The 15,735-nt window shown below is 62.2% G+C and carries 14 protein-coding genes; 13 read left to right on the top strand and 1 reads right to left on the bottom strand.

Annotation, left to right across the window (positions count from 1 at the left end):
- Positions 1-154 precede the first annotated feature (154 nt).
- From BM235_RS25205 to BM235_RS25195, 3 genes are all read left to right on the top strand, one after another.
- Positions 155-1,153, top strand: coding sequence for a cell wall hydrolase (locus BM235_RS25205; RefSeq protein WP_090117013.1), 999 nt, complete (start codon positions 155-157; stop codon positions 1,151-1,153).
- A 115-nt stretch (positions 1,154-1,268) separates the two neighbouring features.
- Positions 1,269-2,168, top strand: coding sequence for an aldo/keto reductase (locus BM235_RS25200; protein WP_090117012.1), 900 nt, complete (start codon positions 1,269-1,271; stop codon positions 2,166-2,168).
- A gap of 209 nt (positions 2,169-2,377) precedes the next feature.
- Positions 2,378-3,415 carry an Rpn family recombination-promoting nuclease/putative transposase gene (locus tag BM235_RS25195; RefSeq protein WP_090117011.1) on the top strand — a complete coding sequence of 346 codons (1,038 nt, stop codon included), beginning with the start codon at positions 2,378-2,380 and terminating at the stop codon, positions 3,413-3,415.
- A gap of 64 nt (positions 3,416-3,479) precedes the next feature.
- On the opposite strand, the gene BM235_RS25190 is transcribed toward BM235_RS25195, so the two are convergent.
- Entirely contained in the window at positions 3,480-4,268 is a 789-nt protein-coding gene (locus BM235_RS25190) for a YheC/YheD family protein (RefSeq protein ID WP_255374591.1), read from the bottom strand.
- A 183-nt stretch (positions 4,269-4,451) separates the two neighbouring features.
- Between BM235_RS25190 and BM235_RS25185 the strand changes: the two genes are divergently transcribed.
- From BM235_RS25185 to BM235_RS25140, 10 genes are all read left to right on the top strand, one after another.
- The gene (locus BM235_RS25185) at positions 4,452-5,666 is read left to right on the top strand and encodes a phenylacetate--CoA ligase family protein (RefSeq protein ID WP_255374590.1); all 1,215 of its coding nucleotides are present in this window, start codon (positions 4,452-4,454) and stop codon (positions 5,664-5,666) included.
- A gap of 13 nt (positions 5,667-5,679) precedes the next feature.
- The gene (gene sbnA, locus BM235_RS25180; protein WP_090117010.1) at positions 5,680-6,702 is read left to right on the top strand and encodes a 2,3-diaminopropionate biosynthesis protein SbnA; all 1,023 of its coding nucleotides are present in this window, start codon (positions 5,680-5,682) and stop codon (positions 6,700-6,702) included.
- Complete coding sequence (locus tag BM235_RS25175; RefSeq protein WP_090117009.1) at positions 6,699-7,670, top strand: 2,3-diaminopropionate biosynthesis protein SbnB; 972 nt, start codon at positions 6,699-6,701, stop codon at positions 7,668-7,670. The genes sbnA and BM235_RS25175 overlap by 4 nt, the downstream gene beginning before the upstream one ends.
- Positions 7,671-7,895: 225 nt before the next feature.
- Positions 7,896-8,393, top strand: coding sequence for a chemotaxis protein CheX (locus BM235_RS25170; protein WP_255374589.1), 498 nt, complete (start codon positions 7,896-7,898; stop codon positions 8,391-8,393).
- Between the two features lie 4 nt (positions 8,394-8,397).
- Positions 8,398-8,778 (top strand): response regulator, encoded by a 381-nt coding sequence (locus BM235_RS25165; RefSeq protein WP_090117008.1) that lies wholly within the window; start codon positions 8,398-8,400, stop codon positions 8,776-8,778.
- Positions 8,775-10,613 (top strand): methyl-accepting chemotaxis protein, encoded by a 1,839-nt coding sequence (locus BM235_RS25160; protein WP_090117007.1) that lies wholly within the window; start codon positions 8,775-8,777, stop codon positions 10,611-10,613. Before BM235_RS25165 ends, BM235_RS25160 begins: the two co-directional genes overlap by 4 nt.
- 50 nt (positions 10,614-10,663) lie before the next feature.
- A complete protein-coding gene (locus tag BM235_RS25155) occupies positions 10,664-11,086 on the top strand; it encodes a chemotaxis protein CheW (protein WP_090117006.1) in 423 nt (140 codons plus the stop codon).
- Between the two features lie 13 nt (positions 11,087-11,099).
- Complete coding sequence (locus BM235_RS25150) at positions 11,100-13,265, top strand: chemotaxis protein CheA (protein WP_090117005.1); 2,166 nt, start codon at positions 11,100-11,102, stop codon at positions 13,263-13,265.
- 29 nt (positions 13,266-13,294) lie between these two features.
- Positions 13,295-14,893 carry a methyl-accepting chemotaxis protein gene (locus BM235_RS25145; RefSeq protein ID WP_090117004.1) on the top strand — a complete coding sequence of 533 codons (1,599 nt, stop codon included), beginning with the start codon at positions 13,295-13,297 and terminating at the stop codon, positions 14,891-14,893.
- 17 nt (positions 14,894-14,910) lie between these two features.
- On the top strand, positions 14,911-15,702 hold the full coding sequence (locus tag BM235_RS25140) for a CheR family methyltransferase (protein ID WP_304441421.1): 792 nt from the start codon (positions 14,911-14,913) through the stop codon (positions 15,700-15,702).
- Positions 15,703-15,735: the final 33 nt, after the last annotated feature.

Genomic DNA, 15,735 nt, shown 5'->3' with positions numbered 1-15,735 from the left:
CCTAAATAAAGCCATTGATCGCTATTTTCGAAGGATTTTGGACAAGCAAACGCTTTCCCAGGATGAAAAATCACTCATATTTAAATTTTTCCTTTTTAATGTCTGTATAATAGCGAACAGTGCTGATCATGGATTTCATTCCGCTAAAAAGGAGATGAAGCTCATTCAACGGCTGACTAGAATCGCGATCCTGGCTCTGACGCTTTTGCTGGCGCTAGGCGCAGGCGCGGCATTCGCAAGCACGAATAGCACGAATAGCACCCTATACATAGCAGACGTAAAGGTCGACCTGAACCAAAGCTTATGGACGGTCGGCGGGTGGACTTACGCTCCGGTCAAGGAACTCGTCGCTCTCATGGGCTGGACGCTCGAATACGACGGGGAGTCCGGACGCACCACGATTCGCAACGATCTGGGAGACGCGCTCGCTTTCAAGGCGGGATCGTCCGATGTCGCGCTGAACGGCCGCACCTATGACATCGGCGGCACGGTCCGGTTAAAGGACGGCGTCACTTACGCGCCGCTGCGCGTCGTCGCCGAATCGATGCACGCCAGCGTCGGCTGGAAGGATCAGGAGAAGGTCGCCGTCCTTCAACAAGAAGCGCTGTATACGGTCGTCGCGGGCGACACGCTCTGGCGCATCGCCGAGGCGCACGATACGACCGCGACCGCGCTGAAGGTTCGCAACGGGTTGGCGAGCGAAGCGCTCGCCGTCGGTCAGCAGCTCAAGGTGGTCGCGCCCGAATTCCTCGATCCGGACGTCTCCGAGCAGAAGGCGACCGCCGCTGCCGCGGAAGCGATCGATCCCGCCGAGCTGACGCTGCTCGCGAAGCTGGTGGAGGCCGAAGCGGGCAGCGAGCCGTACGAGGGCAAGCTCGCCGTCGCGAGCGTCGTTATGAACCGTCTGCACAACGACAGGTATGCCGACACCTTGCGGGGCGTTATTTACGCGCCTGGCCAGTTTTCGCCGGCCGGCAACGGCAGCCTGGAGCGGGAGACGCCTTCCAAGGACAGCCTCAAAGCGGCCAAGGCCGCCCTGTCCGGCGAGAACAACGTACCTGGCGCCTACTCTTTCTTTAATCCGCAGCTCGAGCCCGCCAAGGCCAAGCGGCTCAAGGCGATCAAAAAAATCGGCCATCACGTGTTTGTTTAACGATCGAATGTGGGTCGAGTGGGAGCGGGGCCGAGGCCCCGCTCTTTGCCGTATCGGGACATGCGCGCATGATTGGGTAAACTGATAATAGATTCTATGGAAAGAGGCGAATGTCATGGAGAGAAGATCGTACGGCAAGACGGGCATGCAAGTAAGCGTACTTGGATTCGGCGGCGCGGAGATCGGGTTCGGCGGCTCCGATCAGCGGGACGTGGACAGGCTGCTCGGCAGCGCGCTGGACGCGGGGCTCAACCTGATCGATACGGCGGAGTGCTATAAAAACAGCGAAGAACTCATCGGCCGTGCCGTCGCGGACAGGCGGGGCGATTATTTCCTGTTCACCAAATGCGGGCATGCCGCCGGCCTTGATCTGCCGGACTGGGATCCCCGCATGCTGGCGCAGAGCATCGACCGCAGCCTCGAACGGCTGAAGACGGACTATGTCGACGTGATCCATCTCCACAGCTGCTCCGAGGAGGTGCTGAGGCAGGGCGACGTGATCGACGTGCTGAAGCGGGCCAAGGAGCAAGGCAAGACGCGGTTCATCGGCTACAGCGGCGATCACGCGAACGCGCTGTACGCCGTACGCACTGGAGCGTTCGATTCGCTCATGACCTCTTTGAACATCGCGGACCAGGAAGCTGCGGACCTCACCTTAAAGGAAGCGGCCGAGCGGGACATGGGCGTCGTCATTAAGCGCCCCGTCGCGAACGTGGCGTGGCGGTATGCGCAAGCGCCGGATCCGAAGGCCTATGAGTACCCGTACTGGCAGCGGCTGCAAAAGCTGAAATACGACTTCCTGCAAGGCGACTTGGAAGAATCGGTCGGCAAGGCGCTGCGCTTCACGCTGTCGACGCCCGGCGTACACTCGGCGATCGTCGGCACCGCGAACCCGGACCGCTGGACGACCAACGCCAGGCTGCTGGCTCAAGGCGCGCTGCCGGCGGCTGAGTACGAGGCGATCCGCGAGCGTTGGCGCTCGGTCGCCGAGGCCGATTGGATCGGATTGGAATAAACTTCACGAACATGTATTCCCTTTTCGCTGCGGATGTGGTTTAATAAGAGCAATACGTTAGCGGTGAAGCACACCCCGACGGTCGTCCACGACGGCTTGGTCGGGGTTTTTGCTTTTCCGGGGCGGAGGGGGACCAAGGTGAGCATGAGCATGCTTTTGCGGCGGAGAGCCGTGCATTATAATGGAGTTATTATAGCGGGCGAACGGGTATGAGCGGCGGGGAGAAGAACGCGGGCCTCTCCTTTCCGCACGATACCTCTTACCGTTACCTGTTATCGAGCAAAAAGCTGTTCGTCGAGCTGATCCGCTCGTTCGTGGCCCGCGAATGGGCGGATCAGCTCGACGAGTCCGATTTGGAAGCGATCGATCACTCGTTCGTTTTGCCGGATTTCGGCCGGAGAGAAGCGGATTTGGTGTATCGGCTCCGTATGAAGGGCAGGGAGATTATTTTCTACCTGCTGCTGGAGCTTCAGTCAACCGTGGATATGGCCATGCCGTACCGGCTGCTTCAGTACCAGGTGGAGATCTGGCGTTATCTGCTCCGCAACCGGCCGGCTGCGGATGGCGGCCGCTTCGGGCTCCCCGCGATCGTGCCGATCGTGCTGTACAACGGCCAGCGTCCCTGGACGGCGCCGAAGCAGTTTCGCGCGTTGATGGAGGGACAGGATGCCTTTGGCGAGGAGCTATTGGACTTCGAATATGTGCTGATCGACGTGGAGCGATATACCGAGAAAGAACTGCTGGAGCTGTCGAATACGATTGGCGCCGTGTTCTTGCTCGATCAGACGGCGGACCGGCAGCAGCTGCACGATCGGCTAGCGAAGCTGATGGGCACGGTGCGGGCGATGCCCGAAGAATTAAAAAACCAATTTCTGAACTGGCTGGCGAATATGGTCGCCAAGCAGTTGCCGGAGCCGCGCGAAGCGTTCGACGAATTGATTCGTCATTTTAACGAGAGGGGAGACGGGACCATGGGACTGCAGCAGAATCTGGAGGCAATCCGGAACAGCGGTTTGGAAGAAGGACGCGAGCAAGGCTTGAGAAAAGGTCTTGAACAAGGTCTTGAGCAAGGTCTTGAGCAAGGTCTTGAACAAGGTCTTGAGAAAGGTTTAGAGCAAGGTCTGGAACAGGGACTTGAGCAAGCGGCGTCTCGCATGCTCAGGCTGGGTCTTGACCTTGAGGTCATCGGCGAGGCTACCGGTTTTTCTAGAGAAAAGCTGCAGAAGCTTCGCGAGCGATTGAGATAGATTTCAGGTTCTCTGCGGCGCTAAGCCGAGCCCAGGCCGCAGAGGACGACGCTGGTTTTAGCTGTTACGTTCCCGATTTAGCTTTCCCGCACCTCAAGCAATATCGCCTTCCATACCTGCGGCCGTAGCGCACGATCCTGCGTATCGCCGTCCTGTCTTCTAGCTTGGCGAAGGGGCAAGGGTCCGGGCGGGTATTGACCTCCAGAATCCAGGGCTTCAGCCTGCGGTCGACGGCGATGTCGATGCCGAGCTCGTTCATGGCCGGGTATTCGCGTCCGAAGCGCCCCGCAGCCAGCAGCGCCAGCCTTCGCATGCGACCGATTATTCGGGCTGTCCCCGTGCGGCCCGCGGCGGGCCGGAGCAGCCGCCCGGCTTCGTAAATCGTGCCGCCCTGGCTGCCGTTCGAGACGATCTTGCCCGGATGCGCGACGCGGCCCGCGATGCCGGTGTCGATCCAACGGCCCGCCGCGTTTTTCTGCGTCATGATTCGAAAGTCGAAAGGCCGGCCTTCGTGCCTCAGCACGCGTACGCCCTGTTGAATCAAGTGGCGTCTCTGAATCGTCCAGCGCCTCATGGACCTGTACATCTCCTCATAAGAGCCGAATTCATGCCGTTCGGTGCCGATCTGATAACGATATAGGCTATTCGGCGTCCGTTCGACGCGCATGATGCCTATGCCCTGCGACCCCGAGTCGGGCTTCACGTAGACCATCCCGCGCTTCCCCAACATGCTCCGCAGCCGATCCCGAGTGAACGGCACGGTGAGCGGCACGTGTTTTCCCAGTTTGCCGCCGCGAAGCAGCTCCGTCTTGATCAGCTTGCTGGATACGGTCTGCTTCAAACGATCTATCACGGCGCATCACCCTCCCGCAATTGGCTCTTATCATCATACGAACGAGAAAAGGCGTTTGCGATTATCCTGCGCGGCCCAATGCCACAGCATTCTACGCGTTCCTCGAACGTCGGACCTCCGATCGACATATGGTGATAGCAACCCGGATTAGGCTTCGACCTCGACGGGCAAGGAGTGGATCGAATGTCCGAGCCTACGGGCCGAAAGGCGCTCGCCGAGCGGACGGCGCAGCGATTTCCTTGGTACCGCGGACTCCCGGGCTGGGATGCGGCGCCGCCGGAGCCGTTGCCCCTGATCACAGCTTCCGTGCTGGAGGCTTTTTATTATACGGGAGACAATCCGCTCGCGCTCCGCAGCGATCTATACTGCTATCGAACCTCGGGTACGAGCTCCGGGCTGCGCAAGACGATCTACTATACCGAGCGGGACGAAGCGGAATATTTGCGCATCAAGCAGGACGTCTTCCGCGACATTCTCGGAGACCGCGGCTATCGGACCGCGGCATCGGACATGGGGACGGGACATGCGGAAGCGACGGCCTCGAGCGTCTTCCGAAGCCTGGGCATGGCGGTCGATACGCTGTCGTACCGGGAGCCGATCGAGCGGCACGTCGAGCAGTTGGAGCGCATCCGTCCCGAGGTGCTCTACACGATGCCTTCGATTCTGGACCGGATCCTGCTCGCGGCGGACGATCCGCAATCCTTTGGCATACGGCAAGTCATCCTGGTGGGAGAGATCGCGGCGCCCGGCTGGATACGGCACGCTGCCGGCAGACTCGGCATCGGGCCGGACGCGATCGCCGACACGTACGGCTCGATCGAGATCGGCACCATCGCTTATTACGACAATCGGTACGGACGGTACTTGCTGACCGAAGGACTCGAGGCGGAAGGGGTCGGCGCAGAGGCGCTCGGCGAAGCGTATGAGCAGCTGCCGGCAGGCGAGCAGGTGCTCGTGCTCACGTCGGCCGTCCGAGAGGCTTTTCCGGCGCTTCGCTACGTCACGTACGACGTCGTCCGCGACCTGCGGCCGATCTTCGCGGACGGCGTGCGCAGGCAGAGCTTTCACAGCATCGTGAAGCGCATCGGCCCTGACCTTAAGCACGGGGAAAAAATCAGCATTTACGATATCGAAAACGCGGTTTACCGGCACATCCGCGACGCGGGCGTCCGCGTCAACGTGGCGGGCAACGCCTTGCGCGTCCATCTGCACGGGGCATCGAATGCAGACCAAGCGCTGCTCGACCGGGTGCGCGCGGAGCTGCAGGACCGCATTCCGGAGATCGGCGCCATGATCCGCGGCGGGATGCTGGCCGGCATCGAGGTCGTCGCCGAAGCCGGATATGACGACGAGCAAAGCCGCGGCGCCGTCAAAAACAAAAAAATATTTTATACGTAAAGGTCGGGGTCGCATGAGGCTCGAAGGAGGCATTGCGGAAGCGATCGGGCGCACGCCGCTGATTCGGCTCGGACGGCTGTACGCCGGCGAACCGTTCGAGGTGCACGGCAAGCTGGAGTGGATGAATCCCGGGGGCAGCGCCAAAGACCGCCCGGCCCTGCATATGCTGCGCGAAGCGATCGGGCGCGGCGAGGTGTCCGAAGGCAGCGTGATCGTCGAGTCCAGCTCCGGCAATCTCGGCATCAGCCTCGCGCAGCTGTGCGCTTATCTTGGACTTCGGTTCATCTGCGTGGCGGATCCCCGGACGACGCGGCGGCATCTGCAGATCATCCGGAGCTTCGGCGGCGAGATCGAGCTCGTGACCGAGCCGGACGCGCGCACGGGCGAATACCTGCCTGCGCGCATTCGGCGGGTGCAGGAATTGGTAAGCGAGATTCCGGGGGCTTATTGGACCAATCAATACGGCAACCCGGATAACGCGCTGGCGCATGCGGAGACGACGATGCGCGAGATCGGGGAGCGGCTGGGAGCGGTCGATTATTTGTTCTGCGGCGTGAGCTCGTGCGGCACGATCCGCGGCTGCCGCGATTATATCCGCAGCCGCGAATGGCCGACGAAGATCGTGGCCGTCGACGCCGAGGGCAGCGCGCTGTTCGGCGGGTCCGAAGGCAAGCGGAGATTTCCCGGGCTCGGCGCCGCGCAGTTGCCGGGCCTGCACGAGGAGTCGCTGGCGGACCTCGTCGTGCGCGTATCGGACGCCGAGTGCGTACGGGGGTGCCGGGCGCTCGTGCGGCGCGAAGCCATACTCGCCGGGGCGTCTGCGGGGGGCGTCGTCGCGGCGATCGGCCGGATGCGCCGAGACATACCCGCCGGCGCTGTTTGCGTCGCGATCTTGCCGGACCGGGGCGAGCGGTACATGGACACGGTATACGACGACGAATGGGTTCGTCGGGAGCTCGGCCTGGAGCCGGTGACCGGGCCGGAATCGGAGCCGGGGACTTCCGCCCGGACGGAGAACGAAGGTGGCGGCCGATGATCTATTTGCACGACGGGCATATCCGCACGCTCGGCATCGATTGGCGCCGGTTGATCGGCATCGTCGAGGCGGTCGTTCGCGAACGGGACCTCGGCGCGTGCGTAAGTCCGGTCAAAACGTATTTGCGCTACGGGGACATGCGCAACCGCATCATCGCGATGCCGGCCTACGTCGGCGGGCCGTTCGACCTGGCCGGCATCAAGTGGGTGGCGGGATTCCCCGGCAACATCCTTCGAGGCCTGCCGCGCGCGAGCAACGCGATCGTGCTCAACGACGCGCGGACGGGCATCCCTTTCGCCTTCATCCGGAGCGCGCTGCTGAACGGCCTGCGCGCGGCCGCGGTCAGCGGCCTTATGCTGCAGGCGTATCTGGAGGCGCGGCAGCTTGAGGAAGTGCGGCTCGGCATCGTCGGCTGGGGTCCGATCGGGCGCCTTCATCTCGACATGTGCGCGGCGCTGCTCGGCGATCGGCTGAAGCGTGCGGCGCTTTTCGATCTGCGGCCGATCGATCCGGAGACGATTCCCGTTAGCCTGCGAGGCGTCGTCGACGTCGCGGACGATTGGCGCGAAGTTTACGGCGCATCGAACGTATTCGCCACGTGCACCGTTGCCGCGGAGCGATACGTCGACGAGACGCCGCCGCCCGGCGCGCTGCTGCTCAACGTCTCGCTGCGCGATTACGAGCCCGGCAGCGTGTTCGGGAAGGCGATGCCGGTCGTGGACGACTGGTCCGAGGTGTGCCGGGAAAACACGGATATCGAGCGGCTCCACGCAGCATGCGGACTTGGCGAGGCGGATGCGCGCACGCTCGCGGACGTGGTAACAAGGGATGCGCTGCTCGCCATTCCGGCAGGCATGCCGGTCTTCTTCAATCCGATGGGATTGGGCGTCTTCGATATCGCGATCGCGGGCGATTACGCGAGGCGCGCGGCGGAGCGCGGGATCGGAATTCCGCTGGATGAGGATTAAACAGAATAGGTCCTAAGACAGGGTGGTCGGCGCCGGATTTTTCAGGGCGTCGGCCTTTTTCGTTGGATTAAATGCGTATCTTCTGCCGCTCCGTTGCGCGTGCCCGCAAAAAAACTTGCTATAGACCGCGAATATTTGCGGAACCGCGCAATGGATTTTCGGTTACAGGCAAAAGGTGGGACTTTATGATTAATGTAGTTCGAAATAACCGGTCAGGAGGCCATCATGAACATAGACGCGAACACGTCGGCAATCGAGAGGGACGGGAAGAGCGAACGGTCGGACGAGCTGCTGCAGGATATTTTGCAGGCGCTGCGCCAGGTCGTTCCGCTGTCCCTCGGCGTAATGGACCCTCGCTCGGAGGATGAAGAATGGCAGGATGAATGGGGCGTTCTAATCGGCGTTACGGGGGACATGTACGGACGCATCGTCATCTTGGGCGAGGGCGACGTGTTCGGCAGGCTCGGGGAATCGATGTTCGGCATGCTGCTCGAGGGGGATATGCTGCATTCATTCGTCGGGGAGCTGGCCAATATGGTCACGGGACAGGCAGCGACGCTCGTTTCCGGCAGAGGCTATAGGATCGACATCACGCCGCCCACCGTCATCACCGGCCGCATGCATTTTTTCGGATTAAAAAACGTCGTCAAGATGTCGGTCGCGTTCGAGCGCGCGGGAGAACTTCATTTCATCATATCCAGAGATACCGAAGGGAAGGTGTGACGCCATGGCAACGATATTGGTCGTAGACGATGCGGCGTTCATGCGGATGATGCTCAAATCGATTTTGTTAAAGAGCGGGCACGAGGTCGTCGGCGAAGCGGAGAACGGCGCGGTCGCGGTGGAGAAATACGCCATGCTGAAGCCGGATCTCGTGACGATGGACATCACGATGCCGGTCATGGAAGGGATCGAAGCGGTTCGATCGATCAGGGCGAACCATTCGGACGCGAGGATCATCATGTGCTCGGCGATGGGCCAGCAGGGCATGATCATCCAGGCCATTCAGGCCGGCGCGAAGGACTTCATCGTCAAGCCGTTCCAGGAGGATCGCGTCATCGAGTCGGTCAACAAGCTGCTCAAAGCGGAAGGGAGGCCGGTCTCATGATGAATCTTTCCGTCAAAAATCGTCTGGCGATCGTACTGCTTCTAATCCTGCTGCTGCCGAGCTCGGCGATCGGCTTCTTTTCCTACCGCAGCGCGGCGGGCGAGATCAAGTCACAGATTCAAGGCGCCGCAAGGGAGAGCGTGCAGGCTGCGGACAGGAAAATTCAGGACGAAATCTCGTCCGGCATGCAGGACGTCGATTATCTGGCGGGCCTCATGAGCGCCAAGCTGTTCGCGGATGGCGATTCGGCTAAAGCGGAGGCGCTGCTCGCGCCCTTCCAAACCGCCAAGCACAATTACGATAATGTGATATTCGGAACGACGGAAGGGAAGACGGCGGCCGTGCCGCCCTCCGACCTGGCCGCGGATTACGACCCGCGCGAGCGGGACTGGTACAAGCAGGCGATGGCGCATCCGGGAACCGCGATCGTCTCCAATCCGATCGTATCGGCAGCGAACGGCGAGATGATCGTCGTCATCGCCAAGACCGTCGCAGACGGCACCGGTGTCGTAGGCGCGGTCGTAGGGCTGAACGGGCTTAGCGAGCAGATGAAGCAATTCACGGTCGGCGCGCGCGGCTACGTGTTCGTCCTCGACGGGAACCACAACTACATCGCCCACCCGACGAAAAAACCGGGGGCGCAGAACACCAACGGCTATATCGAGCAAGTATACGGCACCGACAGCGGCGTCGTGGATTATACGCTGGAAGGCGTGAAAAAGGAAGCGGCCTACGCGACGAACAAGCTCACCGGGTGGAAGATCATGGGCACGATCGAGCTGAGCGAGGTTTCGGATGCGTCGCGCGGCATTTTGTATACGACGGTCATCGTTATCGCGGGTACCGCCATCGTCGGTCTGCTGCTGGCGTATTGGCTGATCCGTTCGATCGGCACGCCGATGAAGCGTCTGATGCAGGCGACGGAACGGATCGCGGACGGCGATCTGACGGAGGAGGTGCCGGTTCGGAGCAAGGACGAGTTCGGCCAGCTCTCGGCGGCGGTCAATCGCATGATCGTCAAGCTCAGGACGCTGATCGGCGAAGTGGTTCGTTCCTCCGAGAGCGTCGCGGCTTCGTCGGAGCAGATCTCGGCGAGCACCCAGGAGATCGCCAGCGGCACGAACGTGCAGTCCGAAGCGGCCGTAGACATTCGCGAACGCTTCAGCGAGCTGTCGGCCGCCATCGCGGCCGTTGCCGAAGGCGCGGAAGCGGCTGCGCTGCTGGCGTCGCAGACGTCGGCGATCGCCCGGGATGGCGGCGTCGTCGTCAACCGGTCCGTGGCCAGCATGGGACAGGTCAGCAACCAGGTCGCGCATCTGGCCGAGGACAGCGCCAAGATCGGCGAGATCCTCGAAGTCATCGGCGACATCGCCGAGCAGACGAACCTGCTGGCGTTGAACGCGGCGATCGAAGCGGCACGCGCGGGCGACCAGGGACGCGGCTTCGCCGTCGTCGCCGACGAAGTCCGCAAGCTCGCGGAGCGCAGCGGCGAAGCGACCAAGCAAATCTCCGCGATCATCAAGGAGATGCAGCGCAACACCGAGCGCAGCGTAGAGGCTGTCGCCGAAGGCGTGAATCATTCCAGGGAAACGGGCGAAGCGTTCGAGCGCATCCTCTCCATGGTCTCCGCCACGGAGGACAAGGTCGGCGAGATCGCGGCCGCCAGCGAGGAGCAGGCCGCGCAGTCCGACGAAGTCAGGCGCTCCATCGAGAGCATCTCCGCCGCCAGCGAGGAGGCCGCCGCAGCGTCGGAGGAGACCGCGTCGACGTCCCAATCGCTCGCGGAGCTCGCGGAGCGGCTCCACGAGTCCGCGTCCGTTTTCAAGGTCGACTGACCGATACCGCCGCGTCCGGCGGAAGCCATGACAAGAGGGGAGCGTCCGCCATGACGGCGCAAGAACAGTACGTGGAGTTCGGCATCGAGCGAGAGCAGTATGCGATCCGCATACAGGACATCCACGAGATCATCAAGATGCAGGACATCACGCATATTCCCGGCGTCTTGCCATACGTCAAAGGGGTCATCAACCTCCGGGGCAAAATCGTGCCGGTGCTTAGCCTGCGCGATCTGTTCGGGATGGAGGAGCAGCCCTATACGAAGCAGACCCGCATCGTCGTGGTGAACCATGCCGTCGATACGGTCGGCATCATCGTGGACCGCGTCAGCAAAGTGACGACGTTCAACGACATTCAGGCGCCGCAGGGTCGCTTCGGCGGCCTCGACGGCCGGCTGTTCACGGGGATCGGGCTGACGGGCGGCGGGCTGGTCGGCATCCTGCAGCTGGAGGAAGTTTTGCTTCAAGACTAGGGGGATACCGAATATGCTGTCGGAATACAAAGAGGTGTTTCTGGAAGAACTCGACGAGCAGCTTCAGCTGATGGACGAGGTGATCATGCAGCTGGAGCGTAACTGCGAGTCCGGCGAGGTGATCCAGAGTCTCTTCCGAGCGGCGCATACGCTCAAGGGCTCGTCGGCCGCCATGGGCTTCGAGGAGATGAAGCGCCTGACTCACCGGATGGAGCATCTGCTCGATCTGGTCCGGTCCAAGGAAAGAACGGTCACGCCTTCGATGATCGAACTGCTGTTTCGTTCGCTCGACAGCCTGAAGCTGATGAAGGAGGACATCCTGTCGCAGGATTGCATCACCGTGGACGTGTCCGCGTGCTTGCAGGCGCTCGAGCGGTTCGACTCGGAGGAAGAAGGCGCGGCTGCTCCAGGCCCGCAAACGGGGAACCCCGATGCGGAGGGGACGCCGGCCGGCAGCGTCGGGTCCGGCGCAGCGCGTCCGGAGCTGTCGCTGTCGATCCGCCTCCACATGACGAGCGCGCTCGAGCAGGGACTTCGTCTGTCCTGGGTGTCCGTCCGCCTCTCGCCCAATTGCTTCATCCAGGGCGCCAGAGCTTACGTCATACAGACGATGCTCGCGGAGTGGGGCGAAGTGCTGCTGGCTTCTCCGGACTACGAGAGCATCGGCGAGACCGGCGTGGATGGGCTAGAGCTGACGTATCTGTACGCGGGTACGCAGGAACCGGCGGAGCTGGCCGCGATGACGGCGGGATTGGCCGACGTCGCGAGCGCGCATGCCGAGCCTGTCCTTCTCGAAGAGACCGAGATGGATTATCGCGCCGCGGCGTCCGTCTCTACCGACGCAGCGCAAGCGCGGGAGCATCAGGACCATCGGGGCCATCAGGATCATCAGGACGCCTCGTCGGCGGCGGTGGCGGTCTCGCCCAGGCAGCCCGCGTCGCCTCCATCCGCGTCGCCTCCATCCGCGCCGCAGCCTTCCGCGGCCGTCAAGCCTAAAGCGCAGACGATCCGCGTCAGCGTCGAGCGCCTTGACGACCTGATGAACCTCGTCGGCGAGCTCGTTATCGACCAGACCCGCATCCAGCAGGTCGCGCGCACGCAGCGCCGCCGCTTCCAGGACGACTCGGTCGGCGAGCTCGGACATATCGCGGACCATCTCTCGCGGATCATCGGCGATCTGCAGGAGAGCGTCATGAAGGCCAGGATGCTGCCGATCGAGCAACTGATGGGCCGCTTCCCGCGGATGATCCGGGACCTCTCCCGGGATCTGGGCAAGGAGCTCGAGCTCGTCATGGAAGGGCAGGACACGGAGCTGGACCGCACCCTCATCGAGGAGATCGCCGATCCGCTCATCCATCTCATCCGCAATGCCGTCGACCACGGCCTGGAGCTGCCCGAGGTCCGGGAGCGGGCGGGCAAGCCCCGCCAGGGCATCCTGCGCATCAAAGCCGCGCACGAAGACAATCAGGTCGTCATCTACGTCGAGGACGACGGAGCGGGAATCGATCCGGCGAAGATGCGTTCTTCGGCGGTACGCAAAGGCATCATCACGCAGGAGGAAGCGGACGCCCTGGGAGACCGGGAGGCGATCGACCTGATCTTCCGCCCTGGCTTTTCTACGGCGCAGCAGGTGAGCGACGTGTCCGGACGAGGAGTCGGGATGGACATCGTAGCGAGCCATCTCGAAAAGCTGAACGGCATGATCGATATTCGTTCGGAGCTGGGCCGGGGGACGACGTTCAAGATCAAGCTGCCGCTGACGCTGGCGATCATCGTCGGGCTGCTGGTCAAATGCAACGGCCAGACCCTGATCATTCCGATGAGCAATATCGCGGAGATCGTGCGGGTTCCCGCTGAAGAGATCCGCACCGTCCGCGGCCAGCCTGTCGTGCTGATCCGCAATCAGGTCATTCCGGTCGCGGACATCCGCGACAAGTTCGGCATCCCGGGAGCGGACGACGGCCGGAAGCAGATCCCGCTCGTCATTATCGGCTCCGCCGAGAAGCGCCTCGCTCTGACGGTGGACGAGCTCATCGGCAACCAGGAGATCGTCATCAAGTCGCTCGGCTCCTACATCGGCAAGGTGGAAGGAATCGCGGGCGCGACGATCCTGGGCGACGGCAGCGTGGCCCTGATTCTCGAGATATCGGCCCTGTTCGGCAGGATGGCGGTTCGATGAACGGTTAACGACAAACGGAGGGAACGCCTATGAGATGGTTCGGACATTTGAAAATATCCTTCAAGCTAGGCATCGCGTTCGCGCTGATGGCCGTGCTGTTAGTCTTCATCGGAACGACGGGGCTTCGGCAGCTCGGCAAAATGAACGACGCGCTGGGCGACTTGTACGATAACAACCTGATCCCGGTATCAAGCATGTCGGAGGCGCAGACGCAGTACGAGCTCATTCGGGTCAATCTCCGCGACTACAATGCGTTCGGCGAAAGCGCGGCGCAAAAGCGGGATTACGAAAACCGGGTGAAAGCGGCGGAGGCGGAGCTGATTCGACAGGTGGATATCTACCGCCCGACCGAAAAGACGCCTCCGGAGATCGAGCAGCTCGCGCAGTTCGACAATGCTTGGAAGGAATACGATGCGACGCTGCAGAAGGCGCTTCAGTTCGCCGGGAACGACGATCACGACGCGGTCGTGAAGCTGCTGCAAGGGGACTTGAAAGCCAAAGGAGACGCCGTGTCCAAAGCGCTCGACGACCTTGTGGCGCTTAACGTCAAGATCGCCGACGAAACGAGCGACAACGGCGACCGCATGTATGCGACGGCCCGCGGAACGACATTCGCCGTTATCGCGGCAGCGCTGCTGCTCAGCGTGGCGCTCGGTTTTTACATCTCCAGGCATATCTCCCGCCCGCTCCGCCGCACGGTCGAGCTTGTCGGCCGCGTGGCGCAGGGCGACCTAAGAGAGACCTCGGACATCGACACGCGGGACGAAGTCGGCAGTCTGGCGGCCTCTGTCAATCGCATGATCGAGGATCTGCGGGGGACGGTCGCGCGCATTCAGTTTTCCGCCGAAAACGTATCCTCCGCCACGCAGCAAATATCGGCGAGCACGGAAGAAATCGCGGGCGGCAGCTCCAACCAGGCGAACTCCGCGCAGACGATGACCGAGTTGTTCAAGGAGCTGTCGGAGGCGATCGGATCGGTCGCCAGAAGCGCGGAGCACGCCTCGGATCTGTCGAACGCGGCGATGGAGATCGCGCAGGACGGCAGCCGGGTCGTGGAGGCTTCGATTAAAGGCATGAACGAAGTGAACGCGCAGATGTCGCGGCTGGCGCAGGACTCGGAGCAGGTCGGCGAGATCGTATCGGTCATCGACGACATCGCGGAGCAGACGAATTTGCTCGCGCTGAACGCGGCGATCGAAGCCGCTCGCGCCGGGGATCAAGGGCGCGGCTTCGCCGTCGTGGCCGACGAGGTGCGCAAGCTCGCCGAGCGAAGCGGAGAGGCGACCAAGCAGATCGCGCAGATCGTCAAGGGCATGCAGGCGAACACGCGGCGCAGCGTGGAGGCCGTGGCGAGCGGACTGGCAGGCTCGCAGCGCACGGGCGAAGCGTTCGGCGGCATCCTCGCCAAGGTGAGCGAGTCGGCGGGCCGGGTCGCGGAGATCGCGGCGGCGAGCGAGCAGCAAGCGGCGCAGTCGTCGGACATGATGGCATCGATCGAGAGCATCTCCGCCGCGGCCGAGGAAGCGGCCGCCAGCAGCCAAGAGACCGCGGCGACCGCGCAGACGCTCGCAGGCCTTGCGGACGAGCTGAATTCGTCGGTGGCGATGTTCCGCACGCGCAAAGCATAGAGAAGGCGGGATGAACGATGATGGCAGCGAAAGCCGACGATCTTGATTTTGCGCAGTTCGTCGCGAAGCTAAAGGGCAAGACGAGCATTGACCTGCTGCAGTACAAAGAAGACCAGATGCGCAGGCGGCTCGCCACGTTCAGGGACCGGCGGGGCTATCGCACGTTTTGCGAGCTGTTCGAGGGCATGCTGCGCGACGCCGATCTGTACGAGGAATTTTTGGACCGCATGACGATCAACGTATCCGAGTTTTACCGCAACGCCAAGCGCTGGGAGACGCTGGAGAAAAAAATCATTCCCGATCTGGCCGCAAACCGCGGCAAGCTCCGCTGCTGGAGCGCCGCTTGCTCGACCGGCGACGAGCCGTACACGCTGTCGATCGTGCTCTCCGGCCTGCTTAAGCGGCATGAATACGAGCTTCTGGCCACGGACATCGACAAGACGGCGATCAAGAAGGCGCGGGAAGGCCTGTACGGGTCTTCTTCGGTCCGGGAGGTGCCGAAGCCGATCCTGAGCCGGCATTTCAAAGTGACGGGGGAAACGTACGCGATATCCGAGGAGATCAAGCGGAGCGTTACGTTCAAGCAGCACAATTTGCTCTCCGATCCGTACGAGCAGGGCTTCGACCTCATCGTATGCCGCAACGTGCTCATTTATTTTACCGACGCCGCCAAGGAAAGCGTGTTCAGGAACTTCGCCAAGTCGCTGAACAAAGGCGGGTACTTATTTATCGGGGGGACCGAGCAGGTCTTCCAACCGGAGCGGTACGGGCTGGAGACGACAGACGCTTTTTTCTACCGCAAGATATGAGGACCGCATAGGCGGTCAACGAAAGGAGAGGGA

Source organism: Cohnella sp. OV330 (genome assembly GCF_900112065.1).
GTDB lineage: Bacteria > Bacillota > Bacilli > Paenibacillales > Paenibacillaceae > Cohnella.
Note: the sequence above shows the minus strand (reverse complement) of the source record. Positions and strands in the feature narration are given on the sequence as shown.